The sequence below is a fragment of the Arthrobacter sp. APC 3897 genome (assembly GCF_030407495.1).
Lineage (GTDB): Bacteria > Actinomycetota > Actinomycetes > Actinomycetales > Micrococcaceae > Arthrobacter_B.
The window spans coordinates 36,126-62,325 of record NZ_JASDDG010000002.1; the positions used below are offsets into that span (position 1 = coordinate 36,126).

The 26,200-nt window shown below is 64.2% G+C and carries 33 protein-coding genes, 1 other RNA gene, 2 pseudogenes and 1 riboswitch; of the genes and pseudogenes, 20 read left to right on the plus strand and 16 right to left on the minus strand.

The window, feature by feature from the left end; translation table 11 throughout:
• Positions 1-22: 22 nt before the first annotated feature.
• Positions 23-802, minus strand: coding sequence for a LysE family translocator (locus QMA10_RS01240; protein ID WP_290165387.1), 780 nt, complete (start codon positions 800-802; stop codon positions 23-25).
• Between the two features lie 80 nt (positions 803-882).
• Between QMA10_RS01240 and QMA10_RS01245 the strand changes: the two genes are divergently transcribed.
• From QMA10_RS01245 to QMA10_RS01255, 3 genes are read left to right on the plus strand one after another with little or no spacing between them, the layout of a single operon-like run.
• Positions 883-1,359 carry an Lrp/AsnC family transcriptional regulator gene (locus QMA10_RS01245; RefSeq protein ID WP_290165389.1) on the plus strand — a complete coding sequence of 159 codons (477 nt, stop codon included), beginning with the start codon at positions 883-885 and terminating at the stop codon, positions 1,357-1,359.
• A 10-nt stretch (positions 1,360-1,369) separates the two neighbouring features.
• Entirely contained in the window at positions 1,370-2,044 is a 675-nt protein-coding gene (locus QMA10_RS01250) for an alpha/beta family hydrolase (RefSeq protein ID WP_290165391.1), read from the plus strand.
• A 10-nt stretch (positions 2,045-2,054) separates the two neighbouring features.
• Positions 2,055-2,684 (plus strand): flavin reductase family protein, encoded by a 630-nt coding sequence (locus tag QMA10_RS01255; RefSeq protein ID WP_290165393.1) that lies wholly within the window; start codon positions 2,055-2,057, stop codon positions 2,682-2,684.
• Positions 2,685-2,715: 31 nt separating this feature from the next.
• Here QMA10_RS01255 and QMA10_RS01260 read toward each other — a convergent pair whose 3' ends face one another.
• Together QMA10_RS01260 and QMA10_RS01265 are read right to left on the minus strand one after the other, a co-directional pair.
• The gene (locus QMA10_RS01260) at positions 2,716-3,321 is read right to left on the minus strand and encodes an antibiotic biosynthesis monooxygenase (RefSeq protein ID WP_290165395.1); all 606 of its coding nucleotides are present in this window, start codon (positions 3,319-3,321) and stop codon (positions 2,716-2,718) included.
• A 70-nt stretch (positions 3,322-3,391) separates the two neighbouring features.
• Complete coding sequence (locus QMA10_RS01265; RefSeq protein ID WP_290165398.1) at positions 3,392-3,748, minus strand: nuclear transport factor 2 family protein; 357 nt, start codon at positions 3,746-3,748, stop codon at positions 3,392-3,394.
• 149 nt (positions 3,749-3,897) lie between these two features.
• Between QMA10_RS01265 and QMA10_RS01270 the strand changes: the two genes are divergently transcribed.
• Both QMA10_RS01270 and QMA10_RS01275 read left to right on the plus strand, forming a co-directional pair.
• Positions 3,898-5,700: an NAD(P)/FAD-dependent oxidoreductase gene (locus QMA10_RS01270; protein WP_290165400.1), complete on the plus strand. Its 1,803-nt coding sequence runs from the start codon at positions 3,898-3,900 to the stop codon at positions 5,698-5,700.
• A 108-nt stretch (positions 5,701-5,808) separates the two neighbouring features.
• Positions 5,809-6,606, plus strand: a complete 798-nt coding sequence (locus tag QMA10_RS01275; RefSeq protein WP_290165402.1) for a hypothetical protein — start codon at positions 5,809-5,811, stop codon at positions 6,604-6,606.
• A gap of 10 nt (positions 6,607-6,616) precedes the next feature.
• Here QMA10_RS01275 and QMA10_RS01280 read toward each other — a convergent pair whose 3' ends face one another.
• Positions 6,617-6,850 carry a hypothetical protein gene (locus QMA10_RS01280; RefSeq protein WP_290165404.1) on the minus strand — a complete coding sequence of 78 codons (234 nt, stop codon included), beginning with the start codon at positions 6,848-6,850 and terminating at the stop codon, positions 6,617-6,619.
• 41 nt (positions 6,851-6,891) lie between these two features.
• Positions 6,892-7,842: an ABC transporter substrate-binding protein gene (locus QMA10_RS01285; protein WP_290165406.1), complete on the minus strand. Its 951-nt coding sequence runs from the start codon at positions 7,840-7,842 to the stop codon at positions 6,892-6,894.
• Positions 7,843-7,879: 37 nt separating this feature from the next.
• Here QMA10_RS01285 and QMA10_RS01290 point away from each other — a divergent pair, with 37 nt between their 5' ends.
• Complete coding sequence (locus QMA10_RS01290; protein WP_290165407.1) at positions 7,880-8,341, plus strand: nuclear transport factor 2 family protein; 462 nt, start codon at positions 7,880-7,882, stop codon at positions 8,339-8,341.
• 56 nt (positions 8,342-8,397) lie between these two features.
• Here the strand turns inward: QMA10_RS01290 and ssrA are convergent.
• The 3 genes from ssrA to QMA10_RS01305 all read right to left on the minus strand — a co-directional run bounded on the left by ssrA (position 8,398) and on the right by QMA10_RS01305 (position 9,691).
• Positions 8,398-8,767, minus strand: a transfer-messenger RNA (tmRNA) gene (gene ssrA, locus QMA10_RS01295).
• Positions 8,768-8,873: 106 nt separating this feature from the next.
• The gene (locus QMA10_RS01300) at positions 8,874-9,368 is read right to left on the minus strand and encodes a hypothetical protein (protein ID WP_290165409.1); all 495 of its coding nucleotides are present in this window, start codon (positions 9,366-9,368) and stop codon (positions 8,874-8,876) included.
• 23 nt (positions 9,369-9,391) lie between these two features.
• Entirely contained in the window at positions 9,392-9,691 is a 300-nt protein-coding gene (locus QMA10_RS01305; RefSeq protein ID WP_290165411.1) for a hypothetical protein, read from the minus strand.
• Between the two features lie 111 nt (positions 9,692-9,802).
• Here QMA10_RS01305 and QMA10_RS01310 point away from each other — a divergent pair, with 111 nt between their 5' ends.
• Positions 9,803-10,744, plus strand: a complete 942-nt coding sequence (locus QMA10_RS01310; RefSeq protein WP_290165412.1) for an SMP-30/gluconolactonase/LRE family protein — start codon at positions 9,803-9,805, stop codon at positions 10,742-10,744.
• Between the two features lie 40 nt (positions 10,745-10,784).
• Here the strand turns inward: QMA10_RS01310 and QMA10_RS01315 are convergent, their stop codons facing one another.
• Positions 10,785-11,147, minus strand: a complete 363-nt coding sequence (locus QMA10_RS01315; RefSeq protein ID WP_290165413.1) for an antibiotic biosynthesis monooxygenase family protein — start codon at positions 11,145-11,147, stop codon at positions 10,785-10,787.
• 64 nt (positions 11,148-11,211) lie between these two features.
• Positions 11,212-11,276: riboswitch (guanidine-III (ykkC-III) riboswitch) on the plus strand.
• A gap of 10 nt (positions 11,277-11,286) precedes the next feature.
• Here QMA10_RS01315 and QMA10_RS01320 point away from each other — a divergent pair.
• The 3 genes from QMA10_RS01320 (at position 11,287) to QMA10_RS01330 (ending at position 13,498) form a co-directional block, all read left to right on the plus strand.
• Complete coding sequence (locus tag QMA10_RS01320) at positions 11,287-11,601, plus strand: multidrug efflux SMR transporter (RefSeq protein ID WP_290165415.1); 315 nt, start codon at positions 11,287-11,289, stop codon at positions 11,599-11,601.
• Between the two features lie 2 nt (positions 11,602-11,603).
• The gene (locus QMA10_RS01325) at positions 11,604-11,969 is read left to right on the plus strand and encodes a multidrug efflux SMR transporter (protein ID WP_290165417.1); all 366 of its coding nucleotides are present in this window, start codon (positions 11,604-11,606) and stop codon (positions 11,967-11,969) included.
• 65 nt (positions 11,970-12,034) lie between these two features.
• Positions 12,035-13,498: an amino acid permease gene (locus QMA10_RS01330; protein ID WP_290165418.1), complete on the plus strand. Its 1,464-nt coding sequence runs from the start codon at positions 12,035-12,037 to the stop codon at positions 13,496-13,498.
• A 19-nt stretch (positions 13,499-13,517) separates the two neighbouring features.
• Here QMA10_RS01330 and QMA10_RS01335 read toward each other — a convergent pair whose 3' ends face one another.
• Positions 13,518-14,714 carry an MFS transporter gene (locus QMA10_RS01335; protein ID WP_290165420.1) on the minus strand — a complete coding sequence of 399 codons (1,197 nt, stop codon included), beginning with the start codon at positions 14,712-14,714 and terminating at the stop codon, positions 13,518-13,520.
• A gap of 169 nt (positions 14,715-14,883) precedes the next feature.
• Here QMA10_RS01335 and QMA10_RS01340 point away from each other — a divergent pair, with 169 nt between their 5' ends.
• The 3 genes from QMA10_RS01340 (at position 14,884) to QMA10_RS01350 (ending at position 16,097) form a co-directional block, all read left to right on the plus strand.
• The gene (locus QMA10_RS01340; RefSeq protein WP_290165422.1) at positions 14,884-15,237 is read left to right on the plus strand and encodes a hypothetical protein; all 354 of its coding nucleotides are present in this window, start codon (positions 14,884-14,886) and stop codon (positions 15,235-15,237) included.
• A gap of 81 nt (positions 15,238-15,318) precedes the next feature.
• Positions 15,319-15,618: a hypothetical protein gene (locus QMA10_RS01345; RefSeq protein ID WP_290165424.1), complete on the plus strand. Its 300-nt coding sequence runs from the start codon at positions 15,319-15,321 to the stop codon at positions 15,616-15,618.
• Between the two features lie 110 nt (positions 15,619-15,728).
• Positions 15,729-16,097, plus strand: a complete 369-nt coding sequence (locus QMA10_RS01350) for a DUF1622 domain-containing protein (protein WP_290165426.1) — start codon at positions 15,729-15,731, stop codon at positions 16,095-16,097.
• 11 nt (positions 16,098-16,108) lie between these two features.
• Here QMA10_RS01350 and QMA10_RS01355 read toward each other — a convergent pair whose 3' ends face one another.
• Complete coding sequence (locus QMA10_RS01355; protein ID WP_290165428.1) at positions 16,109-16,594, minus strand: hypothetical protein; 486 nt, start codon at positions 16,592-16,594, stop codon at positions 16,109-16,111.
• A gap of 235 nt (positions 16,595-16,829) precedes the next feature.
• On the opposite strand from QMA10_RS01355, the gene QMA10_RS01360 reads away from it, so the two are divergent.
• Positions 16,830-17,111: a PLDc N-terminal domain-containing protein gene (locus QMA10_RS01360; protein ID WP_290165431.1), complete on the plus strand. Its 282-nt coding sequence runs from the start codon at positions 16,830-16,832 to the stop codon at positions 17,109-17,111.
• An 80-nt stretch (positions 17,112-17,191) separates the two neighbouring features.
• On the opposite strand, the gene QMA10_RS01365 is transcribed toward QMA10_RS01360, so the two are convergent.
• Positions 17,192-18,760, minus strand: coding sequence for an HNH endonuclease signature motif containing protein (locus QMA10_RS01365; protein ID WP_290165433.1), 1,569 nt, complete (start codon positions 18,758-18,760; stop codon positions 17,192-17,194).
• A gap of 399 nt (positions 18,761-19,159) precedes the next feature.
• Between QMA10_RS01365 and QMA10_RS01370 the strand changes: the two genes are divergently transcribed.
• Positions 19,160-20,362 (plus strand): Nramp family divalent metal transporter, encoded by a 1,203-nt coding sequence (locus QMA10_RS01370; protein WP_290165743.1) that lies wholly within the window; start codon positions 19,160-19,162, stop codon positions 20,360-20,362.
• 104 nt (positions 20,363-20,466) lie between these two features.
• On the opposite strand, the gene trxB is transcribed toward QMA10_RS01370, so the two are convergent.
• Positions 20,467-21,444, minus strand: coding sequence for a thioredoxin-disulfide reductase (gene trxB / locus QMA10_RS01375; RefSeq protein ID WP_290165435.1), 978 nt, complete (start codon positions 21,442-21,444; stop codon positions 20,467-20,469).
• A gap of 114 nt (positions 21,445-21,558) precedes the next feature.
• On the opposite strand from trxB, the gene QMA10_RS01380 reads away from it, so the two are divergent.
• Together QMA10_RS01380 and QMA10_RS17630 are read left to right on the plus strand one after the other, a co-directional pair.
• Entirely contained in the window at positions 21,559-22,107 is a 549-nt protein-coding gene (locus QMA10_RS01380) for a GNAT family N-acetyltransferase (protein WP_290165437.1), read from the plus strand.
• A gap of 73 nt (positions 22,108-22,180) precedes the next feature.
• Positions 22,181-22,566: pseudogene (locus QMA10_RS17630) on the plus strand (GNAT family N-acetyltransferase).
• A 130-nt stretch (positions 22,567-22,696) separates the two neighbouring features.
• Here QMA10_RS17630 and QMA10_RS01390 read toward each other — a convergent pair.
• Genes QMA10_RS01390 through QMA10_RS01400 form a run of 3 tightly spaced genes read right to left on the minus strand, consistent with a single transcriptional unit; the run spans position 22,697 to position 25,116 of the window.
• Complete coding sequence (locus QMA10_RS01390; RefSeq protein ID WP_290165439.1) at positions 22,697-23,575, minus strand: ABC transporter permease; 879 nt, start codon at positions 23,573-23,575, stop codon at positions 22,697-22,699.
• Complete coding sequence (locus QMA10_RS01395) at positions 23,572-24,507, minus strand: ABC transporter ATP-binding protein (RefSeq protein ID WP_290165441.1); 936 nt, start codon at positions 24,505-24,507, stop codon at positions 23,572-23,574. The genes QMA10_RS01390 and QMA10_RS01395 overlap by 4 nt, the downstream gene beginning before the upstream one ends.
• A gap of 54 nt (positions 24,508-24,561) precedes the next feature.
• A complete protein-coding gene (locus tag QMA10_RS01400) occupies positions 24,562-25,116 on the minus strand; it encodes a GNAT family protein (protein ID WP_290165443.1) in 555 nt (184 codons plus the stop codon).
• Between the two features lie 80 nt (positions 25,117-25,196).
• On the opposite strand from QMA10_RS01400, the pseudogene QMA10_RS17635 reads away from it, so the two are divergent.
• From QMA10_RS17635 to QMA10_RS01410, 3 genes and pseudogenes are all read left to right on the plus strand, one after another.
• A pseudogene (locus tag QMA10_RS17635) lies at positions 25,197-25,379 on the plus strand (DUF6308 family protein); the annotation flags it as partial.
• A 14-nt stretch (positions 25,380-25,393) separates the two neighbouring features.
• Complete coding sequence (locus QMA10_RS01405; RefSeq protein ID WP_290165445.1) at positions 25,394-25,876, plus strand: DUF6308 family protein; 483 nt, start codon at positions 25,394-25,396, stop codon at positions 25,874-25,876.
• Entirely contained in the window at positions 25,873-26,073 is a 201-nt protein-coding gene (locus QMA10_RS01410; RefSeq protein WP_290165447.1) for a hypothetical protein, read from the plus strand. The genes QMA10_RS01405 and QMA10_RS01410 overlap by 4 nt, the downstream gene beginning before the upstream one ends.
• The last annotated feature ends 127 nt before the right edge of the window (positions 26,074-26,200 follow it).

Sequence of the window (26,200 nt, forward strand, 5' to 3'; positions counted from 1 at the left end):
ACCCGCACGCAGGTCCGGTGAGCTAACTGATCAGCGAAGCGCCCTGCTCGGCGAGCAGCACCAGTGACAGGCAGACCATCAGGACGCCGCTGGCCGCAGTGACGGCGCGGGCACCGGCCGGGCGTGAGCGCAGCAGCCGCCGGGCAGCGAGAGCCACAGAGGTGTAGACCAGCACTGAGACACCAAAGTGGGACAACCCCAGGATGAGGGTCTGCAGCGGTACGGCCATGCCTGCATCGGCGTCGACAAACTGCGGAATGAGCGCCAGATAAAGCAGCAGCGCCTTGGGGTTGGTGCCGCTGGTGCCCAGTCCCTTAAAGAAGTCCCGCCGCGCTTCGCTCCGGGCAGGAACAGGGTGAGCTGGCTCGGAGCGGACCCGAAGCGGCCGGGACAGCGTAGCCAGGGTGCTGGGCGCGGCCGGCTGCCGGGCTGCATCGCCGGGCATACTTGAATCTCGGGAAGCACTTGAATCTCCGGGCACACCTGGGGCGCCGGGAGCCGCCGTCGTCGTAAATCCCGCCGAACGCCAAGTACGCAGCGTGGAAATCCCCAGCCAGAGCAGGTAAGCCGCCCCGAGCAGTGTCAGGCCGGCCAGAAGTTGCGGAGTGGCGGCGATCAGCGCTGCGAGACCTGCGACGATCAGTGCGGTGTGGAAAAGATAGCCGGCGGACAGCCCGGCCACGGCCGGTGCAATTCTTTGGGCGCGCAGGCCGGAGGAGATGCAATAGGCCCAGTCGGCCCCCGGAGTCATGGCCAGGGTGACGGAGACGATCGCGAAGCCTGCGAATTGCTGAAATTCCATCCCTCAACCCTAGGGATTCCATGGCAGGAAGTGCTGACCCGGTTAGGCCCTCGCACAGGCCCCAACGATACGATTCTTGCGTGATTGACGCTATTGACCATGAAATTTTGCGCCTGCTTCAACAAGACGGGCGGATGAGTGCCACGGCGCTCGCTGCCGAGGTGGGGCTGACGGTTGCCCCGTGCCACCGCCGCATCAAGGAGCTTGAACGCAAGGGAGTGGTGTCGGGTTATCGTGCCGTAGTTGACCCGGCGGCCGTCGGCCTGAGTTTCCAGGCCCTGGTGTTTGTGACCCTGCGCGACCGCGCGCAGATGCTGGCATTCGAGGAGGCAGTGGGCCGCCACGGGCAGATTGTGAAGGCGGACCGGCTCTTCGGTGATCCGGATTTTCTGCTCAAGGTTGTTGCTGCGGATCTCCCCGGCTACCAGAAGTTCTACGACGAGGTGCTCGTGGGCCTGCCGGGAATCGAGAAGCTCACCAGCACCATCGTGATGAAAACCGTGAAGGAAGAAGCCGGTCTGCCGCTGAAGGGCGAGAGGCGCGGCCTGGTCCCGTAAATTGGAAGCCATGCCAGTCCAGTCCGAACATCTCACCGTGGCGGCCGGTGAGGCAGAAGTCAGCGCCGTCTACGCACGCCCCGAAGATCCCTGGGCATTCCTGGTGGTGGCGCACGGCGCCGGCGCCGGCATGGAGCACCCGTTCCTCACCGGGTTTACCGATGCCATGAACAACGGCGGCGTGGCCACGTTGCGGTTCAACTTTCCATACCGGGAGGCGGGGAAGAAGTTCCCGGACCGGCCTCCCGCCGCCATCGGGACCTGGCGCGCGGTGATGGACGCGGCTGAGGTCCGTGCCGGCGGCTTACCGGTGTGGGCGTGTGGAAAGTCCTTTGGCGGCCGGATGGCGTCGATGGCTGTGGCCGAGGGGATGCCCGCAGCTGGACTGGTATTCCTGGGCTACCCGCTGCATCCCCCGGGCAAACCGGAAAAGCTGCGCGACGAGCATCTGTACGGCCTGACCCTGCCCATGCTGTTCCTGCAGGGCACCCGGGATCCGTTTGCCCTGCCGGGCGAGCTGGAACCGGTGGCGGAACGGATCGGGCCCGGCGCCGCCGTCGAACGCGTTGACGGCGCAAACCACATGTTTGAAGTGCGAGGGAACAAGCGGCCGCAGGACCAGATTGGTGCGTCCCTGGCGGCGCCGGTGCTGGAGTTCATGCGCGGCCGTTCCAGCTCCAGCTAAGCTCACGCGTATGAGAACGGACTTTGATCCGGCCGCCCTGGGCGGCCGCAGTTTCTACCGGCTGCTCACCTCCGTGGTGGTGCCGCGCCCCATCGCCTGGGTTTCCACGGTCTCGGCCGGCGGCGTGGACAACCTGGCGCCGCATTCCTTCTTCACCGTCGCGTCGGTCAACCCGCCGGTGGTGTCCTTCACCTCGGTGGGTGAGAAGGATTCGCTGCGCAACATCCGCGAGACGGGCGAGTTTGTCATCAGCCTCGCCCCGGAGAACCTCTTTGAGGCGGTCAACGCCACCGGCACCGGTTTCACCCCGGGTGTCAGCGAGTTCGACGCCGCAGGCATTGCCCGTGAGCCCAGCGCCACGGTCCGCCCTCCCCGCGTTGCCGGCTCCCCGGCTGTCCTCGAATGCCGGCTGCATGAAATCCATCCGGTGGGCGACTGTTTTGTGGTGTACGGCGAAGTGACCCTGGCGGCTGTCCAAACGGACATGCTCGACAGCGATTCCCACCCGCGCATCGACAAGCTGCGGCCGCTCTCCCGGCTGGGTTTGAACGAGTGGGGCACTATCGGCGAGGTCCGGGAAATTACCCGGATTCCCGCCGAGGAATGGCCGGGCCATTACCGGGGCGGGCAGGTCCGGTAGGACGCACGCGATTTCCCGCGCAGCCGATCCGCTACGGCGTTTTCCGGCGTTGGAGCCAGGGCTGAAGCAGCCCGGTAACCCAGGGCAGCACCCAGTACGCCATGATCGGCGTCAGGATAGCGGTGGTAATGAACACGCGCAGCGGCATCAGCAGCGAATCCCACCACTCGGGCAGCAGCAGGCCCACCAGGGCCGTGAACGCCAGGTTCACGGGGAAGAAGCCCAGCCAAATGGCAATGGCCTGCTTCCAGCGAGGCGGCTTGACCGGTGTCTCGAGATCCGTGGAAACGGACGGTGCGTCAAACCAGCCCTCGATCCCGGTACGGCGCAGGACGTGGCGGTCCTCCACCATGTCACGGCCCCGTTCCAGCCAGGCGAGGCGGGGTTCGGAATGCTCCCAGGCGTCCAGCGCCTCCTCGTCGGCGAAGCGGTAGAGCATGTGCCATTCATCGGACTCGGCGGAGGTGCGGACCCAGCCCGAGCCCAGGAAACCGGGCCAGCTGTTGGCGAGGTTGACGCCTTCCTGGACCCAGTGGGTGGCCTCGGGCACACGGAGGGGATCGACCCGCCGGGTGATGGAGACCGTTACCGCCCCCGGCCCGCGCAGCGGGAGGGCATCAGCGTGCGTTGAAGTCATGCTTCCCAGTATCCGGGGAGCATGACGCCGACGGCGAATCGGGTGCGGGATCCCACAGGCAGCCCGTGCATCAGTAGGGTGTGTGCTGGTGCAGGGCTAGTTTCCATTCCCCGCCTTCCCTGACATACACGCTGCTGAGCAGGGCCGTGTACGGGGTTCTTTCGCGGTCTGCGCGCACCTTGTAGGTGAGGAATCCGGCGTCGGAGCCCAGAAGGGATTCCTTCGGATCGATGATCTCGAAGGCAGACCACGGCGGGCCTCCCATCGATTCGATGATCTGGTCCCGGCTGGTGATCCGCAGGCCGCCGGTCAACATGATTACCGGCTCCCGCGCCAGAACCTTTGAATAGAACGCGGTGGCTTCCGCGGGCCCCGCGCAGAGGGCGTGCCACCCCTCGGTTTCCAGCGCCACAAGTTCGTTTTCCATGGCTCAGTAGCTTAGACCTGCCGCTCGGCTCAGCAACAGGGCATCCCGGTTGCCGCATCCCTCTCTACCGCTCCGTGGTTCCGAAGTGTTTACTGAAGCTTCGCGACTCAGGATTTGGTGTTCCCCAAACCCGCCACAAAGGAGTGGAGATGGCTGACAGTTCACAGGCCCGGCTGGACGAATCGGTTCGCAGCTGGCTGGGCAACCTCGACACCGCACTCGCAGACCGGAACTCCGCAGCGGCGGCCGGCTTGTTCGAGGAGGACGGACTGTGGCGGGATTTCGTCTCCTTTACCTGGAACCTCAAGACACTGGAGGGCAGGCAGCAGATCGCCAACATGCTCGATTCCGTCCTCGAGGACGTGCAGCCCTCCGCCTGGACTCTGGCGGAGCCTGCCGCCGGTGACGCCGGAACCACCGAAGCCTGGATCACGTTCGAGACCGCTGCCTCCCGCGGCTGGGGCCACCTGCGGCTGCGCAACGGCAAAGCCTGGACCCTGCTGACCACCATGCAGGAACTCAAGGGGCATGAAGAACAAAAGGGAACCACCCGGCGCAAGGGAGTGGAGCACACCATTGAACGCGGCCGGAAATCCTGGCTCGAGGAAAGGCAGGAGCATCAGGCACGGCTGGGCTATGAGGAGCAGCCGTACTGTGTCATCGTGGGCGGCGGCCAGGGCGGAATTGGGCTCGCCGCACGGCTTCGCCGGCTCAACGTTCCCACCATTGTGATCGAACGGAACAAACGGGCCGGTGACTCCTGGCGCAAGCGCTACAAGTCCCTGGCCCTGCATGACCCGGTCTGGTATGACCATCTCCCCTACCTCAAGTTCCCGGACGACTGGCCGGTCTTCGCGCCCAAGGACAAGATTGGCGACTGGCTGGAGCATTACACCGCCCTGATGGAGCTGGATTACTGGTCCGACACGGAATGTCTCGGTGCGCAGTACGACGACGGCGCGGGCACTTGGGAGCTAAAGGTCCGGCGCGGGGGCAAGGACGTCACGCTGCAACCGCAGCAGCTGGTGTTCGCCTTGGGAGTCTCCGGATATCCCAACGTTCCGGAGTTCGAAGGCTCCGGCGCATTCCTCGGCGAGCAGTACCACTCCTCGCAGTACCCGGGCGGCGGAGACCAGACCGGCAAGAAGGCACTGGTCATCGGCTCGAACAACTCGGCCCATGACATTGCCGCGGACCTTTGGGAGCACGGTGCGGACGTCACGATGCTGCAGCGCTCCTCCACCCACATTGTCCGCAGCGAATCGTTGATGGAGTATGCCCTCGGCGACCTCTACTCGGAGCGCGCCGTGGAAGCCGGAACCACCACGGAAAAAGCTGACATGCTCTTCGCGTCCCTCCCCTACCGGATCCTGCCGGAGGCACAGATCCCCATCTATGAGCAGATAGCCGAGCACGACGCCGGGTTCTATGACCAGCTGCGCGCCGCCGGGTTTAATCTCGACTTCGGCGAAGACGGGTCCGGATTGTTCCTGAAATACCTGCGGCGCGGTTCCGGCTACTACATTGACGTAGGTGCTTCCCAGCTGATCATCGATGGGCGGGTGAAGCTGAAGCAGGGGCAGGTCACCAAGTTCACGGGCAACGGAGCGGTGCTCGACGACGGCACCGAACTGGACGCGGACATCGTCATTTACGCCACCGGATACGGATCCATGAACAACTGGCTGGCGGACCTGATCTCCCCGCAGACAGCCGATCAGGTGGGCAAATGCTGGGGCTTCGGTTCCGGGACCACCAAGGATCCCGGGCCCTGGGAAGGGGAGCTGCGCAATATGTGGAAACCCACCAATGTGGAGAATCTGTGGATTCACGGCGGGAACCTGCATCAGAGCCGGCACTACTCACTGTTCCTGGCACTGCAGCTCAAGGCCCGGATGGAGGAGCTGCCCACCCCGGTCTACGGACTGCAGCCGTCCCACCATTCCCGGTAGCCCGGTCCGCAGCCCTGGTATCCGCCGTTTCCGCACGTTCGTGATGCAGGCCGCACCCCCTGTAAATCCCGGCAGCGCTTTCGGTAAGCTGACGCCATGCTGAAGAGAGTGGCAAAGAAAGTCGCGGTGGCAGCACTCATTTTTACGGCCGTTGCTGCAGGCTTGGTGACCGTGGTGGGTTACGGTGCACTTCAGCTTGTCCAGGCTGCGGTGTTCGGTGACGACAGCGTTCCCTCCGTGTGGTCCTTTATTGCCGCCTTCATGGCGCCGTCGCTTTTTATCGGAGCTCTGGTGCTGCTGACGGTGGGCGTGCGTTCCTCGAGGCGCCGCGCCCGGGCGGCGCAGAGCCGGCGCAGCGATGCCGCTGCGCAGGCCGAGTCCTGGCGGCGGCTGTACCTGAGAAGGGACGAGTTGCTGGTGCGGTGGTCCCGTTACGAGACTGACGTTGCCCTGATGATCGACTATCCCGTCATGACGGACTACACGGACCCGGTGGTCCGGGATGTCATTGTTGCCATGCAGGGCATCCGTGCCGCCGAAGCCGAGGCACTGGATCTGGACCGCGGTCCGGCCGAAACGTCCAAGCTGTTCCGCGCGGTCAACAGGTTTGAGGTCGCCTTCCTGACAGCCGAAAAACACGCCCGCCGCTGCGGGCAGTCCAAGCTCAATCCCGCCGAACGCAGTAAGCTCGCCGGCGCCCGGCAGGCACTGAACATCATCCTTGACGGAGCAGCGACGCCGTCTGAGGTGGACGCCGCTTATCGAAGCCTGCGGGGTTCGCTGCGCGGGATCATCGATCTGCCGGACCGGGCTGTCGCTGATCTGGAGGCACACACCCGGCAAAGCCTCGGTGTGAAACACCACGGTTCGTCACCGGCACCCGCCGCTGCAAACCGGGCCGCCTAACCCTAACCGGCTACCGGCCATTCCCGCGGGGATACTCATCCTCGTCGGCATCTCCGCTTTCCGCACTCTGTTCCAAGCGGTCCGCTTCCGAACCATCAGCACGCAGCGGATCCCCGTGCGCCTGCACCGGGTCTTTGACTCCGGCATCCTCCTGCGCATCGGGAACGGCAGGCGTTTGCTGCTCCTGGACGTCGGCCTCATTTTCGGTCGGGACAGCTGGGCGGTCATCTTTTGCTGCGGACATCTGCCTTCTCCTTTGCCGGAAACGTCTTCCTGATGCGAGAGCTAGAGGCTTTCCGTGAAGTGTGGTCCGCTGTTCACGAAGAACTCGGACAGGTCCCCGTAAGGGTTCACGGCCGGGTCGGCGTCGAATCCGTTGTACTGCTTCCGCAGACCAATGACGGCGCGGGCGGGCTCATCTGTGATGTCCGTGTCGCGGGCTAGACCCCACGGACCGAGTTCCGCCTCAAGCACCCGCTGTGCATCCGGCGCGTGCAGGTCACGGGCATCGGCAATGAGGTCAGCTGCCTCTTCCCGGTTGGCTGGCTCCAGCACCCAGGCCAGCGCAGCCTCATACGCCTCCCGGAAGCGGCGCGCAGTATTCCGGTTTTCGGCGTACCACTGCCCGTTCCAGGCAGCCACACTCCCGATGTAGGGCATGTTGAGCACTGACTCGTCGGCCAAATGATTCATGCCCTGTTGCCCTGCCAGCGCTTCAAGACCGTCGCTCAGAAGGGTGGCGGCGGCGTAGCCGTCTGTCATCTTTCGATAGCGTTCGGCGACATTGCCCTGGCTCACCACGGTGTAGTCGACGCCGCGGCGGAGCCCTGCTTTGTCGAGGATGGAGTAGAGAACATACGCGTAACCGCTGTTGGCTGCGTCCACCGCCACCTCGCCTCCGCGCACCGCTTCCAGGGACGTAATTTCCGGCGGACTCATGACGCTCAGGCCCATCCCCAGGTCCAGGGCGAAATCAGCAAGGACGTTGAGTGTGCGTCCCAGGTCATTGGAGGCGTTGCACCGGTAGTTCAGCACGGTGTCGAAGGACGCCTGCAGGACGTCGTAGGCCCCGGCGTCGAAATCTCTGAACTGCTGCTCGGAGGACTCCACCTGTTCCAGGGATACCTGCACGTCGTTGGCGGCGAAAAATCCCTTCTTTTCCCCTGCCGCCAACGCGGGCGAAATGGAGAAAACACCCATTCGCAGGGGATTCGCGCTGCTGCCTGGCTGTGCCATAGAAGGTCCTTGATCTCTTGAAGGAAACCCCCGGTCCATGTTCCAGCGTAGGGAGGCGCCCCGGGTAGGAAAAGAACCCACGGCAATAAGGACCATCGGCACCCTGATGCGGCACACTGAACCCATGGGGATGTGCGGACGGATCAGGACCGCGGAGCTGGAGCTTCTGGCGCCGTCCACGCGGTCAAATGCAACACGCCTGCGGCAGTTGCTGCACCCTGAGTTCCTGGAAATCGGACGTTCGGGACAGCGGTGGACACGGGAGGACATGATTGAGTCCTTCAGCGCCCGGGATCGGCAGCCTGCCCCGGAGACTGATGAATGGGACTTCACGGCCCTGGCCGCGCACCTGGTCCTGGTGACCTACCGGATCCGCGTCCGGGCCACGCCGAATTCCCGGTACCGGCACAGCCGGCACACCTCCGTATGGGACACCTCCTCAGGCCAGCCGCGCCTCCGCTTCCACCAGGGAACTCCCGTCCTGCCGAGCAGCATCTGAAACAGGAGACCGAACACAAGAGGCCCGCCCCGCGGGGCAGGCCTCTCATGTTGGCTTTGTGGAGATGGGGGGAATCGAACCCCCGTCCGATGTTGTATTGCCAGGGCTTCTCCGGGCGCAGCATGCGTCGGATTTTCTTGGCCCCAGCCATCTTGCAAGCGAGTGGCTGATCCGGGCCCAGCCGTCCAAAAGTCCCGAACACCCAGACGGCGAAGGTGTTCAGCAGTGGCCCTCTAAACGACGCCAGGATCCGGAGCGAGAGCGACTCCGGGCTGACGGACTACTCCGGCTGGTTAGGCAGCGAGAGCGAAGTCAGTGCGCATAGGTTTGGCACTTATTTTTTTGCAGAGAACGTTAACGAGATAACTCTGCGTTCTCGGCCCGCTTCCCCTGACTCAACAGACATCGTCGAAACCGATCATCCCCGTATTCAGTTGCCAACCCACAGGTCCGCCGTCGCCGGCGTCCACACATAATAACGACACGGACCCGCAGATGATTCCCGGGGCGGGGCCCTGCACGGGTTCGGCGCTCAGTGGCTGGTGGTTCCCTGCCGCGATTCCAGGCTAGGCGCAATCCACGCGTCTGACACCGTTCCGGTGACCCATGCGTAGACGACTTTATGCAGGACGTCGACCGCCCTTTCCTTCGGCGGCCAGGTGGCCGGCGGAGCGCCGACGCCGGTGGCGTTCTCCAGGGTTTGGTCCGTTGCCAGCCGCACCATGGTGAACCCGGTATTGGCCTCGGCCCCGCGGATACCGGTCACGGACCAGAGACCCCGCAGCGCACCAAGCACCGCACCCGTTCCCCAGTGCATGGCATGGTTCCAGACCGGCGGCTGCGCATCCGGAGCAGGGTGCCTGCCCAAGAGACTCAGCAGAGTCCGGGCGGGGACATAGGAGTTGGGGCGGTTGGTGATTGCCTGTTCGAGTTTCTCGCCCGCCGTCATCACGGCAACGCCGGCCAAACCTGCGGCAGCGCCCTGCCCGGCGGCCTTCAAGAGCATACGTCCACGGGATTCTGTCATGTCTGCCTCCTGTCTCTGCCGAGCTAGCGGCGGCGCCCGAAAACCAGCGAAGCAGCCGCCGTGGCAGCGGTGACCGTGTAGACGGAGGGCCAGGCACCGAGTTTCTTTGCCAGCGGGTGGGACAGTCCGAAAGCTGCCACATAGCCGGCGGTCAGGGCAGCGGCCGTGCCGGTGCCGGCGTCGCGCTTCCACATCATGAAGGCCGCAGTGCCCGCTGCAGCCAAAACCGCCCCGCCGAGCTGGCGGTTTCCGGTATCCCGGGCAGTCTTATAGCCGCCGATCAGGCCGGCGCTGGAAACGAGGGAGGTCAGAAGTGCACTCACAGGGTTTTCTCCTCTTGGCTGCTGATTACTGCTCCCAGCCTATCCCTCCGCAGCGGTGCCGGGGTGTGTCTAGACTGTGAGCAAACCGCCCCCAACACCGAAGGACCGCGCATGCCGACAACGCCCCAGACTCTGCTCGCCCAGGACGCCGCGGTGGAGAAGGTGGCGACCGGAGCACGGTGGGCCGAGGGCCCGCTGTGGGTTCCGGCCCGTTCCGCCGTACGCTTCAGCGACATCCCGGGCAACCGGATCCTGGAGTACCGCGAGACCACGGGTGCCCTGGAGGTTTATGCTGCGGATGCCGAGTTTGCCAACGGCCGCGCCCTGGACCGCGACGGCGCGGTGATCCAGTGCTCGCACGGCCGGCGCGCTGTTGAGCGGGACACCGGGACCGCGGCTGATGCCGTTCCCGCCGTTTCCACGCTGGTGAACTCCTGGAACGGCCGGCGGCTGAACTCGCCCAACGACGTCGTGGTGAAGTCCGACGGCACCATCTGGTTTTCCGATCCTTCCTACGGCATCCAGAAGGAAGAGGAGGGCCACCTGGGCCGGGAGGAATACGGCGACCGCTGGGTGTTCCGCTTCGATCCGTCCAGCGGGGAACTGACTCCGGCCGTCATAGACGTAGAGGTCCCCAACGGGCTGGCCTTCTCGCCCGATGAATCCATCCTCTATGTCTCCGACACCTCGCTGGGAACCCCTGCCCTGGACGGCGGGCAGCGGCTGCATGGCCATGCCATCCACGCGTACGACGTCGTCTCCGGCCGGTTTGCGCGAAACGGCCGGACTTTTGTGGAGGTTGGGCCGGGAGTTCCCGACGGTTTCCGGGTGGATGTGCACGGGAATATCTGGTCTTCCTCGAAGGGGGGCGTGCAGGTCTTTTCGCCCGAGGGTAAACGCATCCTGCAGATAGCGGTCCCGGAAACAGTCAGCAATGTCTGCTTTGGCGGCGACGACGGCCGCACCCTCTACATGACCGCGTCCACCAGCCTGTACCGGATCCGGACCACCGTCACCGACGCTGCGGCTGCGCTGCGCACCGCCGGAGCGTAACGGCGGGCGCAGGGAAGCCTGCTGAGTCTGCGGCTTCTGTTTAGTCTGCGGCTCTTTGGCTTCCGGCCGGTTCGCTTCCTCCGGCAGGGCGGTAACTCCACAGCTCGGCACTGATCCCGACCGGCCGGGCCCTGCGGGAATCTGCGGAGGTGCCGCCGTCGGCCGTCTCCTGTCCGTGTCCCCGGCCAAAATTCTTCGATGACACCCAGTCCTGGAAGGACTTCTCATCCCGCCACCGGGTCACCACCAGCCAGGTGGTGCGCTCGTCAGTGGGCTGCAGGAGTTCAAACCCTTCAAACCCCTCCTGTCCGTCTACGGCACCGGCGCGTGCGGCGAACCGCCGGGCCAGCTCGTCTCCGGAGTCAGCGGGAACAGTGATGGCGTTGATCTTCACGATGCTCATGGCCCATTATCCCCACATCCGCGGGTGTGCAGGTGTGCCGGTGCGGGGTTTGCTACCCTAGGTAGCCAAGACCGGATCCCGGTCTCCGGACGACGGTTCAGTACCCGGACAGCGACAAGACTGGCCAAAGGATTTAGTCATGGCATGGGTCGTCCTTGTTCTTTCCGGCATGCTGGAGGCCGTCTGGGCCACCGCTCTGGGCAGATCACAAAACTTTCGAAAAGTCTGGCCTACGGTGATCTTTGCCGCCGGCCTCATCCTAAGCATGGCTGGCCTCTCCTTCGCCATGCAGAGCATCCCCGTGGGCACTGCCTACGCCGTGTGGGTTGGCATCGGCGCTGTCCTCACAGCGGGCTACGCGATGGCCTTCGGCGGCGAACGAGCCACCGTAATGAAAGTCTTCCTCCTGCTGGGCGTTGTGGGCTGTGTTGTGGGCCTGAAAGTGGTGAGCTGAACATGCCGTGGATTGTTCTTCTCCTGAGCGCCGTCCTGGAAGCCGTGTGGGCGACAGCTCTGGACGCATCGGCCGGATTCACAGTCCTTGGCCCCACTCTCCTCTTCCTCGCGGCGGGCATCGCGTCGATGGTTGGCCTGTCCTACGCCATGAACTCCATTCCGCTTTCCACCGCCTACGCGGTGTGGACCGGGCTCGGTGCGGTCCTGACGGTCGCGTATGCCATGGTGTTCGGCAACGAACAGCCCGGACTGCTGAAGATTCTTTTCCTGGCCGGAATCATTGGCTGTGTGGTCGGCCTGAAGTTTGTGGAGTCCGCTCCAGAAGACAAGAGCCCAGATACTGTTCAGGCGGACCCGGCGGGTTGATACTTCTCTGAGCGCGGCAGTGCTTCGGCGTACCGCGGCATCGGCAGCGATGATCGGAGTCTTCCATGTCCACAGCGGAAAGTGCGTCTTCTTCCCTCTTCCGGCGCAAGCCGATCGACGAGGTCGAAGACGAAAAGAGCGGCAGCAAACTCTTCAAAAGCCTGGGGCTCTGGCAGCTCACAGCCATCGGCGTCGGCGGCATCATTGGCATCGGCATCTTCACCCTTGCAGGGTTGGTGGCCAACGGCGGGCCTGACGCCGCCGGCGTCGGTCCGGGCGTACTCATTTCGTTCCTTGTCGCGGGGCTGGCAAGTGCCGCAGCAGCCTTGTCCTACGCGGAATTTGCCGGAATGGTCCCGCGCGCCGGTTCCGCCTACACCTACGGCTACGTGGCCCTGGGCGAGGTCATCGGCTGGTTTATCGGCTGGGACCTGCTCCTGGAATACACCGCCATTGTGGCCGTAGTCGCCATCGGCATTTCAGGTTATTTCACCGAATTCATGAGCGGAATCGGCATTGATGTTCCGGCTTGGATGCAGGGCACCGGCGACACTGTGGAGGGCGGGGTAGTGAATGTGCCGGCCCTGGTGGTCTGCCTCTTCATTACCTGGATCCTCAGCCGGGGCACCAAGACTTTTGGACGCTTCGAGCTGGTGGCGGTTGGCCTGAAAGTACTGCTGATTCTCTTCATCGTGGGACTGGGATTTTTCTTCGTAAATACAGACAACTACACGCCGTTCCTGCCCAACGGTTTCGGTGCTGTCTTCACCGGTGCGGCTACGGTGTTCTTCGCGGTGTTTGGATATGACGCGATGAGCACGGCTGCTGAAGAAGCCACGGACGGCAAGAAACACATGCCCAAGGCCATCCTGCTTTCGCTGGCCGTGGCCATGGTCCTGTACGTCCTGGCAACACTGGTTCTGACGGGCATGCAGAATTACACCGAGATCAGCCCGACCGCCGGATTCGCCTCCGCTTTCCAGGCCGTGGGGCTGCCGGTCATTGCCACCGTCATCTCCGCCTTCGCCGTGCTGTCCATCCTCACCGTGATGCTCACCTTCCTGCTCGGCGTCACCCGGGTCTGGTTCTCGATGAGCCGCGACGGGCTGCTTCCGGCCTGGTTTTCAGGAACGGACCGGCACGGTACGCCGCAGCGGGTCACCTGGATTGCCGGGATTGTCTCGGCTCTGCTCGCCGGAGTGTTTCCGATCCGTGCCGTGGCCGATCTAACCAACATCGGCATCCTGGCAGCATTTGTGGTGGTTTCGGTGGCCGTGATTGTCCTCCGGCGGCGCCAGCCGGACACTCCTCGGGAGTTCCGCCTTCCGTTGATGCCCTGGATTCCGGCCTTCGGTGTGCTGTCTTCGGGGTTCCTGATGCTGCAGCTGCACTGGGAGACCTGGCTGCGTTTTGCCGTCTGGCTCGTCATCGGCATTGTCATCTACTGGTTCTACGGCCGCCGCCACTCACTGCTGAATCCGAACAGTCCGCGTCTGGCCAAGCCGCCGCCGGCTCCGGAAACCGCTTGAGCCGGGGACCAGGTGCTCCTCAGGTCTCCGCAACTGCAGCGGTGCGTGCGGTCATCCTGCGAAGGACCAGGCCCAGAACCACGCATAGAAGATAACCGGATGCCACGAACAACCAGCCGGCGAGGAATCCTCCCGAATACTGCAGCAGCAGTCCCATGGCCAGCGGACCCGAGGCGAATCCGACGTACATTCCCAGCGAGACCACACCGGACGCCGCTCCCACCCGGGCGGGCTCCACCTCCCGCATGGCTCCGGCCATAACCACCACATTCACCCCAAGCACCGTGGCGCCGTGAAGGGCTACTCCGGCCCACATAAGCACGGGCATGCCTGTTTGCCCGGCGAGCAGCAGAAGCGCCGTTCCTCCAATGGCTCCCAGCGCCAAGATGAGCAGCAGCGATGCCACCCCGGTTCCGCCTGCAATCCGCCGTCCCCACATCACCCGGGCAGCCACGCCCACCACTCCGGCCGCGGCGGCGGCTGCTCCGGCCATCAGCAGTGAAAAGTCCAGCTCCCGCTGGGCAAACATCGGCAGGTAAACGTTGGTGGCCTGCATACCGGCACCCGAAAACAGCGCAAACCCGGCCAGCAGCCAGACCGTGGGCGGAAACGGGTCCCGCGGACCGGAAGCCGCGCCCGTCGTCGGCGGTGCCGGCGCCGACGACGGCAGTTTGTTCCACGAATACATCAGGAGCCCCGCCATGACGACGGCGGCTCCCGCGGCCGCGCCGCGCCATCCGACCAGCAGCGCTGCAGCCGGGAAGAAGAGGCTGGAAAACAGCTGGCTTGCCTGCACTCCGGACTGCTTGATCCCCAACCAGCCGGGACGCCGGACGGGGTCCACCTGATGCGCTATCACCCTGTTGGTCGTGGGATTGGAAATCGCCTGTGCCGGTCCCGCCAACCCCACGGCAATCAGAAGCCAGAGATAACTTCCGGACACCGCCATCAGCGTGAGTGCGACAGCTGTGCCTCCGAAAATCAGGCTGAGCTGGGCGCGGCCGGAAATCCTGTCACTAAGCCTGCCCAGAGACACTGATGACAGTGCCGCGCTGAGGAAACAAACAGTGGCCAGCAACCCAAACTGCGCTTCACTGATACCCAAATCGCCGATGATGAGCGTGCTGGTGGCGCTGATGCCGTAATTCATGACAGGTCCGGCAGCCATTGCGCACACCAGCACAAACAAGAGTCCGGGACCCGCTTTGTTGTTCACTTTCTGCCCTTCTCGCAACGACACAGTACATTCTGACTCACCGGTGAACATTGCACTGACAAATAAGGGCTATCATCTGCTTAGGGCCGGTATAACAGGCCTGTTAGCTGGGGGAGTAGAAATGGGCGGGGAGTCTCAAACAGTGCCTTCTGTGCGGAAAAAATCCGCCATGCTTTTTCGTCGCGGGCGAACCATGCTGGTGGTTGTGGGTGTCTTCTGGCTCTGGCTGCTGCTGGGCAGTGCGAACTTTATTGCCGGCCTTTTTGATTCCCCCTTCTACGCAATGCTGGCCCTTTACGGCCTGGCCGTGGTGACCCTCATTTCACTGGGCGTTGCAGGAACGGCAACTTACTACGTGGTGGTTAATAAGCCTGCACGCACGGAACCCTCCGCCGGCAGCTCCGCCCGTCCCGGTCTTTCAGAACTTGCGCCCGTTATCCGCCTCGTCCCGCGCCGGGTTGCCGACCACAGTGCAGCGCTCGCCGATAAAGCTGCTGCCAAGTGGCGGGATCTGGCCTCCTAACCTCCGGGTCTTTTAACTCCGGGCGTCGGTCCGGAATCTGCGGCCTGCCAAAGTGTCAGTGCCCCACGGCAGGCTGGTGCCATGACAGTCACTCACGCTCCTTACCGCCGCGAGCCGTACATCCGCTTGCGCACGACGTCATCCGTCATAGACGGCAAGGCAGCCGCCTGGACCCGGGCCTCGGTGCTCCTGCACTGGGTTGACGGCCTCGGGCGCGCCCACAACCGCTGGGTGCCGGCCGAAAACGTCCTCCGCCTCGGCCGGGACGAGTCATCGTGGCAGGACCCCTATGACGACTGGGCCTTCTACTATCCTGCCGCTGCCGCTTCCGCGGGTTCTTCTCCGGAACGAGCCGTAGGTCTTCTGTCCACGGCTGCCTGACTTCCTTCCGTGCCCGTTCCCTTGACACCGGCCGGAGTCCGCATGCTTATGGAGGTACGGGCGGTTCGGCCCACGGGAGCAACCACTGGAGCCGATGAGCGGAGCAGAGCATGGAATTCAAGGGCATCATTGAAGCAGCCGGTGAGCTGGTGGACCTTGCCGGGGTAGCCGTCATCATTGTGGGCGCTGTCCTCGCAACGGTGTCCGTGGTTCGAACCCTTCTGCGGCGGACGGGCCGCCCCGTCTACGAGACATACCGGCAGCAGTTGGGCCGGTCCATCCTGCTGGGGCTGGAGCTTCTGGTTGCAGCCGATATCATCCGGACCGTGGCGGTAACTCCCACTTTTGAATCGCTCGGGGTGTTGGCGCTCATCGTCCTGATACGGACTTTCCTCAGCTACACCCTGCAACTGGAAGTCACCGGGCGGCTGCCCTGGCAACAGGTTCGCCCGGCCGAAGCCGCACGCCCGCCAGGATAGGCGACTGCCTATCAGGCGCGGCGGTCATCCCGCACCGAGACCACGAGCAGAGCCACGGTCAGCCCCAGCGTCAGTATCCCTACGGGGTTGGCCAGTGCCGCTGAGAACCCTACCGCTTCCGTTCCGACCAGCGCCGACATTACTGAGCCGTCACGCCCGGGGCCTCCGCCGACGTCGGGCACCAGGAAGCCAAAGGCGCCACCTGCCAGCCACAGCCCGAGCAGAAGAAAGGACGTACGCAAGGGTGCTCCGAAGCGTGGCCGCCGGGCGGCGGCCACGGTGATGCGTGCTGCCGACACCAGCATCAGAATGGCCAGCAGCGGCCCAACAGTTGCCGCAAAGATCACCACCAGGTTCCCTCCGACACCAAACAGCATCCGTCCTGCGGTGACCCACAAAGGAATCAGCAAAGCCATGGGCAGGCTTAACGCTGCTGCAACAGCAGAAAAAACGGTTGCGGGACGGACCGTGGACTGTGCCGGGGATGTCGTGCTCATGGTTTAAGGCTAGGCGAGGTTCATGGCTCATCATGTCTCCAAGCAGGCACCAGGACGTACCGCGTCCGTACTACTTGGGGCGGGTACGGATCCCCCCGCATGTCATCACAGGGGATGAGGCTATTTGTCCTGACGAAACCCTATTCTGGAAGGGCGTCCACCCCCCAATAAACGGCGCGACCCCGTTCATTGTTTGTTCTGACTCCGTTCATGATGAAAGAGCATGGTTTTCGTTATGCCTATCGAATACCTGATGTGGGCTCCGCTGGTGGTGCTGTCATTGGTTCTGTACCTCACTCTGGCTGTGGCAGCGCTCTTCAGCCTGGCCGGTTCCTCGTGGGTCTCCAGCTCTGCGCGGCGTGGGTGGACGCTTGCTGTTGTGCTGCTTCCGGTGGCGGGGTCGGTGCTGTGGCTGGCAGCTTCTCATCGTCAGACAGCGGCCTTCCCCACCGACGACGGCGATCAGCCCCCGACGTTCGAGGGGCCGGACGTTCTCTTCGAGATTCGCGATCCGTAAGGGCCGTCCAGCGAAGCAACGACGGCCCAGGCCCGTCGTTGGAACGAGCTTCAATTCGGAACGAGCTGTCGGGACGAGTGTTAAAAGGGTGGTGGGTGATCGCCGTCGTCAGGGAGCTCGTCGGCAGGGATCCAGCCCGACATCGGGATTGGTGCGCACTTCGCGGCGTCTTTATCCGGTTCCCGGCATGGTCCGGCATTTGATCCGGTGGTCGTTCCGGCGGCGGCCAGGGTGAGGTGCGGATCGGTCCGGTAGGTCCGCCCGCCGGGCGACGTCCACTCAATGATCCCCGGGACTCGCTGCCGGGCTTTCCAGAAACCCCGGGACTTGAACATGTGATGCCGCCGGCACAGATGTTCCAAATTGTCGTGGTCCGTGGCCCCGCCGTGGGACCACGGTGTGGTGTGGTCAATCTCGGAGATCACGGCATTGGTCCGGCATCCCGGGAACCGGCACGTCCCGTCCCGGGCCCGGAGCCAGCGCTGCAGCCCGGGAGGAACTTTCCGCCGCCGTCCGACCCGCAGAACCTCGTCCGTGTCCGGGTGCCGTTCCACCGGTGTCCAGCGGGCTGCCTCCCGGGCCAGCCGGCGGGCGGCTTCCGGACCGATCGGCCCGTACCCGTGCAGCTCCGCAGGCTGCTCATCAGCCCCGAACAGAGTTTCAGCGGTGATCAGCACCAGAATCTCAGCCCGCGCCCGCGTACGGTCTTTAGCGGCGCGGTTGCCCGTGCTGGGGCTGTCGTGGGTGTCCCGGTCGTCGCGGCATCCCTTCCGGTCACTTCTGTCGAAGCCGCCGCTGTCGGTCACGTCGTCCCCAGGGTCACCCTCGAGCAGGTCAGCCAAAATATCCGCCCGTAACTGGTCCACACCCCGCGGGTCCCCGGATGCCTGCTCACCCCGCGCCGCAGTACTCAACTGCGTGTAAATCAACTGCGCCCGGGCTGCCGGCAACAACGCCGACAACCACGACATCCCGTCCTCATCCGGCACCAAACACACCCGCCGCGCCTCGAACGCACTCTTATGCCGGACCGGAATGGTCTCCGGATACCGGCCCTCCCGCATCCTGCGGGCCTTCACCCGGAACTGCGGACACGTCTGACCCTCGGCAGCCAGCTCCAGCAGACCCGCCTCAAACCCCGCAAGCTCAGGGCCGGGCACGTACTGGGACTGATCCAGCACCGCTTGGACATGCCCGTAACTCAGGGTGCCTTGTTCCAGGCGCGTCAGGGTGGCGGTATGCGTGGTGCAGAGCCGTCCGGCGTCACTCATCAGCATCTTCGCGGTGTTCGTGGGCAGGTGCAGGATGGCTGCGGCTTCCTCCGCTGCCAGACTGAAGGTCAGGGCCGGATCCTCCCGGCCCACTTCCTGAAGCAGATCGTCGCGGAAGAGGGTTTCCATCCGGTGCAGGACTTTAGCCTGCTGGGCCTGAGCCCACCGGGTCAGGGAATCCAACCGGGACAACACCGCCCCGGCCTCATCCTGGGTTAGGAACTGAACACCCTGCACCGCCAGCGAACCCGTGAACCCGTCACGCCCCGGGGCAACATCAGCAGCGGCTTCAAAGACCGACCGGCTGGCCCCAGCATGCGGCCCGGCACCGGTTAAATCGCCAGTGCCGCTGCTTCGGAAAGATCCGTCCTGATCCATGTCCTCAGGCTTTCACCCGGCACCGACACTTCCGTCCCGAAAACGGCTCTCGACGTCCCAAAACGGGCACTTTCGACACCCTCAAAATACTCGACTTTTTCTGGAACTACTTGTCGGTTTCTGGACTTACTCAACGGGATGACCTCCGCCAGCTCCCCTGACCACATACTCAAAGGCTCCGCAGATCTGCCTGCATACCCCAAGATCCAGCCCCGGCGCGGCATGAACCATCCCCATTGTTCGACAACCCCGTCACATAATCTTCGGTGCACCGAACTTTCATGCTACGTTGCTGTCATGAGCCGTAAGACCGCACTCCTGAGGCCTGCCAAACCGGCAACAGGCAAGACTTCCCCCGTGCCCGCTTCATCGCCCACGAAGCCCGGCAGACCCAAACGCATGATCTGGATGCTGGGACCCGCACTGGTTGCAGGCGTTGCCTACTTGGACCCCGGAAACGTGGCCAGCAACATGACCGCGGGGGCCAGGTTCGGGTACCTGCTTGTATGGGTTGTGGTTGCCGCCAACATTATGGCGTGGCTCATCCAGTACCTTTCCGCGAAACTTGGACTGGTTACCGGCAAGTCGCTGCCCGAGCTGCTGGGAGAACGTCTGGGCCGCAAAACCGGACGCCGGCTCTACTGGCTGCAGGCCGAACTCGTAGCAATGGCCACCGACGTTGCAGAGGTCATCGGCGGCGCCGTTGCCTTATGGCTGCTGTTCGACCTGCCGCTGCTTCTGGGCGGGGTCATCACGGGTGTCATCTCCATGGCCGTTCTGGCCCTTCAGGGCAGCGGACGCCACCGCACTTTTGAATACGTGATCGTATCCATGATGGCGATTATCGCCGTCGGTTTCACAGCTGGCATCGTCATCTCCCCGCCCGACGCCGGCGGCGTCGCAGACGGCCTCATCCCCCGCTTCGAGGGAAGTGAATCCGTGCTGCTCGCAGCATCCATTCTTGGCGCCACTGTCATGCCGCACGCCATTTACGCGCATTCCGCACTGACCCGGGACCGATTCCCTGACCGCACCGCCTTCCTGACAACTCCCCGGCTGATCCGCGCCACCCGCTGGGATGTCACCATTGCACTGGCCGTAGCGGGAACCGTGAACCTGGCGATCCTGCTCCTGGCAGCCAGCTCCCTCCAGGGCGTCGCCGGAACCGACACCTTGGAAGGTGCTCACGCTGCAATCGCCGCATCCCTTGGCGGCGCCGTCGCCACCCTCTTTGCCGTTGGCCTGCTGGCCTCGGGACTGGCATCCACCTCAGTGGGCGCCTACGCCGGCGCCGAAATCATGCAGGGACTGCTGAAGGTCCGCATGCCAATGCTGCTGCGACGCCTGATCACGCTCATTCCCGCATTGCTGATCCTGGCGGCCGGGGTGGACCCCACATGGGCACTGATCCTCAGCCAGGTCATCCTGTCCTTCGGCATTCCGTTTGCCCTGATTCCGCTGGTTTGGCTGACCTCGCGCCGGACCCTGATGGGCGTCCACACTAACCGTTGGTGGACCACCGCGCTGGGGGTCGCAGTGGCCATCCTGCTGGTGGGCCTGAACATCACGCTGCTCGTCCTGACGTTCACCGGCGCTGCGTAGCGCCGGGGAGGGTGCGGGAGGGTGCGGGAGGGTTCACCGCCACAGCACGACGACGACGGCGGCAGGGTTCGCAACACTCAACCTCTGCTGAGCCGTTCACCCGTCTAGTCGTTCACCGTCCCCTCCACCAGCGCGGTGGCAATGCTGTCAGCATCCTGCACCGCAGCCAGATACCGTTCCGCGTCCAGTGCTGCGGCGCACCCGGTGCCGGCAGCAGTGATGGCCTGGCGGTAGCGGTGATCCACGGCATCACCGCACGCGAAAACGCCGTCGGCGGAGGTCGCCGCAGTGGGGGCAGCCACCGTAATGTACCCCTCCGGATCCAGATCCACCTGTCCGTGCAGCAGCTCGGTGCGCGGCACATGGCCGATGGCGACAAACAGTCCGGCAGCCGCCAGTTCCCGCCGCTCACCCGTGACCGTGTCGGTGAGGGTTACCCCCGTAACTTTGTCCTCGCCGTGCACCGCAGTCACTTCACTGTTCCACTCAAACCGGATCTTTTCGTGGCTTTTGGCCCGCGTGGCCATGATGCGTGAGGCGCGCAGCTCGCCGCGCCGCACAATGACCGTGACAGACCGTCCGAACCGGCTCAGGAACAGAGCTTCCTCCATGGCCGAGTCCCCGCCCCCAACCACCAGGATGTCCTGGTTCCGGAAGAAGAAGCCGTCACAGGTGGCACACCAGGAAATGCCGCGGCCGTTGAGCCGTTTCTCCTCCGGCAGACCCAGTTCCTTATATGCGGATCCGGTGGCCAAAATGACGCTGCTGGCCTTGTACTTGTCTCCGCTGCCTGTCTCCACCCGCTTCACGTGCCCGCCCAAATCCACCGACACGACGTCGTCGTACTGCACCACGGCGCCGAACTTCTCGGCCTGCCGGCGCAGGCTGTCCATCAGGTCCGGCCCCTGGATTCCGTCCGGAAACCCGGGAAAGTTCTCCACTTCCGTGGTGTTCATCAGGGCCCCGCCGGCGGTCACCGACCCGGCCAGGACCCGCGGTTTCAGACCTGCACGGCCGGCGTAAATGGCGGCCGTATATCCGGACGGACCGGAGCCGATAATGATGACCTGATCGGTATTCATAAAGTGCTCCTTGGCAGGCGGAAAGCTCGGAAACCGGAAGCGTTCTGAATCCCAGTGTGACCGCCCCGGCCCCGGCCGGGAAGAAGTCCGTGCCGGCACCCTCATAATGGAGCGATGCCTACTCCCGCACGTCAACGCCCTGCCGTCCATCTGGTGCAGCTGCCCCTGCCCGCCATCGATGCGTTGGCCCGCGGCGACCTGGAAACAGCCAACCGGCACTCACCCGTGGCCCTGACGCGGCACTTTTCCGTCGACCGGCTGGCGGTATGGAAAATTCGCAGCCTTCAGTTGGCCGCAGCACCCGACGACGCCGGCTGGGTCACCGGGGCGCTGATCGACGGTGCATCGGGACAGGCCGTGGGGTGCGCCGGTTTCCACGGACCACCGGATGCGGTTGGGATGGTGGAACTCGGATATTCGGTGGATCCGGTGTTCCGCCGGAGCGGCTATGCACGGGCGGCACTGGAGTTGCTGCTGGCCCGGGCCGCCGGTGAACCGGACGTCCGCACCGTGCGGGCCACGATCAGTCCGGATAATGAAGCTTCCCGGCACCTGGTGCTGCAGTACGGGTTCGAAGAAAACGGGTCCCAATGGGATGAGGAAGACGGACCGGAGATCATTTTCGAAGTGGCCGCAGGCAACCAGTCCGCACAGCATCAGTAGGCTGGCCTGATGCTTTCCGAAAATCTCTTCGCCCATCAGGCCACTGACCACAGCACGGCTGCGCCTGGAACCGCTGGGACCTGAGCATTTCGACGGCGCCTGGGCGGCTCTCCAGGATCCGGAAGCACGCCGGCTGACCGGAACCCACGCCGAGTTCACTCCGGAACTGATTGAGGCCTGGCTGGCAGGGCTCGCCGCGCAGCATGACCGCGCAGACTGGACCGTCATCCGCCGTGCAGACGAACTGCACCCGGAGGAACGGTATTTGGGCGAAGTGGTGTTGAACGATTTCGATGCCCACAACGAGTCGGTGGGATTCCGGATTGCTTTGTCCCCGGCAGACGTGCGGGGCAGGGGTACGGCACCGAGGCCACCGCCGCCGTCGTCGGGCATGCGTTTGATGACCTGGGACTTCACCGGGTCGCGCTCGTTCAATCCGCGCGCCCGGCGGGCCTATGAAAAAGCCGGGTTCACGGTGGAGGGACGCCGGCGCGCCGCCCTGCTGTGGGACGGCGCCAGGGTGGATGTGGTCAGCATGGGCATCCTCGCAGGCGATCCGCGGCCGGCCGCGCCGGGCCCACTGCCGGAATCAGGCGATACGGCGCCGGATCTGGACGGCAGCCAGCAGGGTGAACACCACCGTCATGGCAGCCAGGATGAACACCACGTAGGTATTGGTGACGGCCCAGTCCCCCACTGACGCAGTGATGCCGAAGATCTCCTCGAGTTCGGTGGCGGCAGCCGGCTGGTCCGCTGCCAGGACCTGCAGCGAGTCCGCCGTCATCTCCTGGCGGATCGGCAGCGCAGCCTGCATGAACGGCAGGGCGCTGACGACGGTGCGCACGCCTTCGGGCAGCGCCCCCACCGGAATATAGGCGCCGGCCAGGAACCCCAGAATGGTGCCCACAATGGTGGAGAGGGCTGAGTACGCTCCCGCAGTTCGCACAAACGAGACCGCAAAGGAGCTCAGCGCTGCAAACGCCAGGCAGCTGAGGGCCAGGAAGCCGTAAACGGTGGCGATCTGCCCGGCGCTAAAACTGATCCCGTCCACCAGGTACAGATAGGCCAGACTGATGATCAGCACCACCGTGGTCATAATCAGCGCCACAACACCGGCGGAGGACAGATAACCCAGGATCAGTTGTTCGCGGCGGATCGGCGAAACCATAAAATCCCGGAAACGGCCCGACGACGAATCCTCCACAAACACGTTCAGGGCGCCGAGACCGGTGGTAATGGAGGTAATGCCGACAATGCCGGCGAACATCCAGGTGTCCACGAAACCCTTGACGTCATCCCGCGTTGCTCCCGGGAAGGACTGCTGAAGATCATCAATCTGGGTGCTCCCGAGAAACAGCGTGTAGAGCAGGAACAGGATCAGCGCCGAAAGCAGCGAGAAAAACACGCCCATCCGGTCACGGAAGAACAATCGCAGGTTGCGCAGCATCAGGTTGCCGACAATGTTCATGCGCCCTCCCCCTCGTGTCCGGTCAGCGCCAGGAAAACGTCATCCATGGTTCCGTGACGGAACTCAAAATCCTGCACGGCGTCACCGTGCTCCGCCAGAATCCTGCGGGCCGTCTCCGCGGTGTCGACGACGAGCCGCACCACCCCGCCGTCGTCCTCATCGCGGATGCCGGCCCCCGCAGCGGTTGCCAGCGCCAGCAGCGCCGGACGGTTGTCGGTGGTGATGCTCAGGACGGAGTTGCTGTGCCGGGCGCGCAGCTGGGCGGGCGTGCCGTCCGCGATGATGCGGCCGCGTTCAATAATGCACACCCTGTCCGCTTCCTCGGTTTCCTCCATGTAGTGCGTAGTGAGGAAGACGGTGAGCCCGTGCCTGTCCCGCAGTTCGCGGATGGTGGACCAGACCATGGCACGGCTGGCCGGATCCAAACCGGCGGTGGGTTCGTCCAGAAAGAGGATCGACGGCGAGTGCAGCAGTGCGCGGGCAATGTCCACACGCCGCCGCTGCCCGCCGGAATAGGTGCCGTAGCGGCGGTCTACGAAGTCGTCGATCCCGATCAGGGCGCTCAGCTCCTGGATCCGGGCATCGTTGGCCGCTGTGTCGGCCGAATAAAATTTAGCCCTCGTCCGCAGGTTTTCGCGGCCAGTCAGCAGCGGGTCCAGCAACGAATCCTGGAAAACGACTCCGATGTCCTTGCGGACTTGGCCGGCCGCGCTGCGTACATCGTGCCCGCTGACGGTTGCTTCACCGGCGTTGAAGGGAATGACCGTGGTGAGACAGGAAATAGTGGTGGATTTTCCGGCGCCGTTAACGCCCAGAAAGGCGAAGACGGTGCCGGGCTGCACCTCGAAGGAAAGGTCGTCAACGGCTGTGGCGGCACCGTATTTCTTGGTCAACCCACGGACGGATATAGCGGTGTCTCCGGCTATTGCCACGATTACCCCGACTCTTCCCATTCTTCCGGCGGCATCCTCCGGGCTGGGGAAAGTCTAGCCGGAGAGCTGGCGCAGATCGTCCCATTCAAAGGGCGTAGTCTCGTTGTTTTCCCAATCCTGCCGCAGGATGGCGTAGGCCACCGATGCCACCCGCGTACCGTCTGCCGCGGGCCAGCCGAGGCGGTAGTGGGCTTCTTTGAGGAACCCCGACCGGACAAAGGTCTTCCGCATGGCAATGTTGTCCTCCCGGGTCTGGCCTTCGAACCGCACCGGTTCCGGGTACGTTTCAAACACCAGTGAGCACAGGGCCTTCAGGATCTGCGGGCCGAGTCCCCGGCCGCGGAAGTCCTCCGCCAGCCGCAAATCGAACATGGGGGTGTCATCCTCCAGGTCATCAAGCACTACCATTCCCACGGTTTCCGCGTCAGCGAGGATCCACCAGCCCGCCGATTCCGCAGACCAGAATCTGCCGCTGTCCACCGTTTCCCGTGCCGACTCCGCCGTGTGCTGTGCCGTCATGTGGAAAGGGAAACTGTTTGATGTCAGGAATTGCACAATGGCTTCCGCCTCAGACGCAGATTCAGCCATGGGTCGAAAATCAATAACCATGGTGGGAGCCTATCCGACACCAGTAGGGTGTTGATCATTAGGTGTCCACGAGCATTTCAGCCCAGACTTGGGGGAGATTCATGAGACGAGTTGTTTCAACCGGGGAAATTACCGTTGAGTCGGCGGCACGGAATCTCCATGATTATTTCACCGAACTCATGCCCCGTACCGGCAGGGTCCGCAGCAGTTCCCGGTTCGATTCCTGGGCCGGCGGCGGCGATGCCCCGGACGTGGTGAACCGCTTCACGGCCGACGACGTTGTGGCCGCGTCCTTCCGTTGGTCAAGATTCCGGCGCGGGCGGCCGTTGCCCTGCTGGAAACGCGGGCCGGGGACATATCCGACCTGCTGGCTTCCATACCGGCGAACGTCGATCTGCCGGATGCAGACCCGGTTCAGGACCTGGGTGCGGGCAGCCCGGCCCGCCGGCTGTGGAACCTCCTGCGCGGCCGGGACGACGACGGCGGCTGGGGCGTGGGCCCGAGCACCGCCAGCAAACTCCTTGCCCGCAAGCGGCCCCGGCTGATTCCGGTCTACGACTCCATCATCCGCCGCGTCACTGCGCTGCCCGGTCCCAAGGACCAGTGGGAATACTGGCACACCTCCTTTGCGGACGGGGTTCTTTCCGAACGGTTGACGGAGATCCGCGCCAAGTCGGGCATCACCGAGCCCATTTCCGACCTTCGGGTGCTGGACATCGTATTGTCCATGCACGGCAAGCGGCAGGGGTTCCTTCAGCAGGAGGAGGATCTGGAGTCTTGAGCACCCTCCCGTCCCCCTCCGGCGGTGCCGGGATCACTGTCCGCCCGGGTCCCGCCAGCCCGTGGCTGGGCACCCCGCCGGGAATTACTGCGCTCACGGCACTGGTCCTGTCCCTTGTTGTTGTGCCGCTGTTTTTTCCGCTGGCCGGGCTCGCTCTGGTACTCGCGGTCGCGGCACTGGTCCGGCGGCACCGCTGATCCGCAGCCGGCTACAACCTCGGTGTCCGTTCCCGCCGGGGAACCCTAACCAAAGGAAAGGGCGGCCGACCCTTCGCCGCACTTTGATATTTCTCCCGTTTAATGCGGCTGCAGATGAGATGAAAAC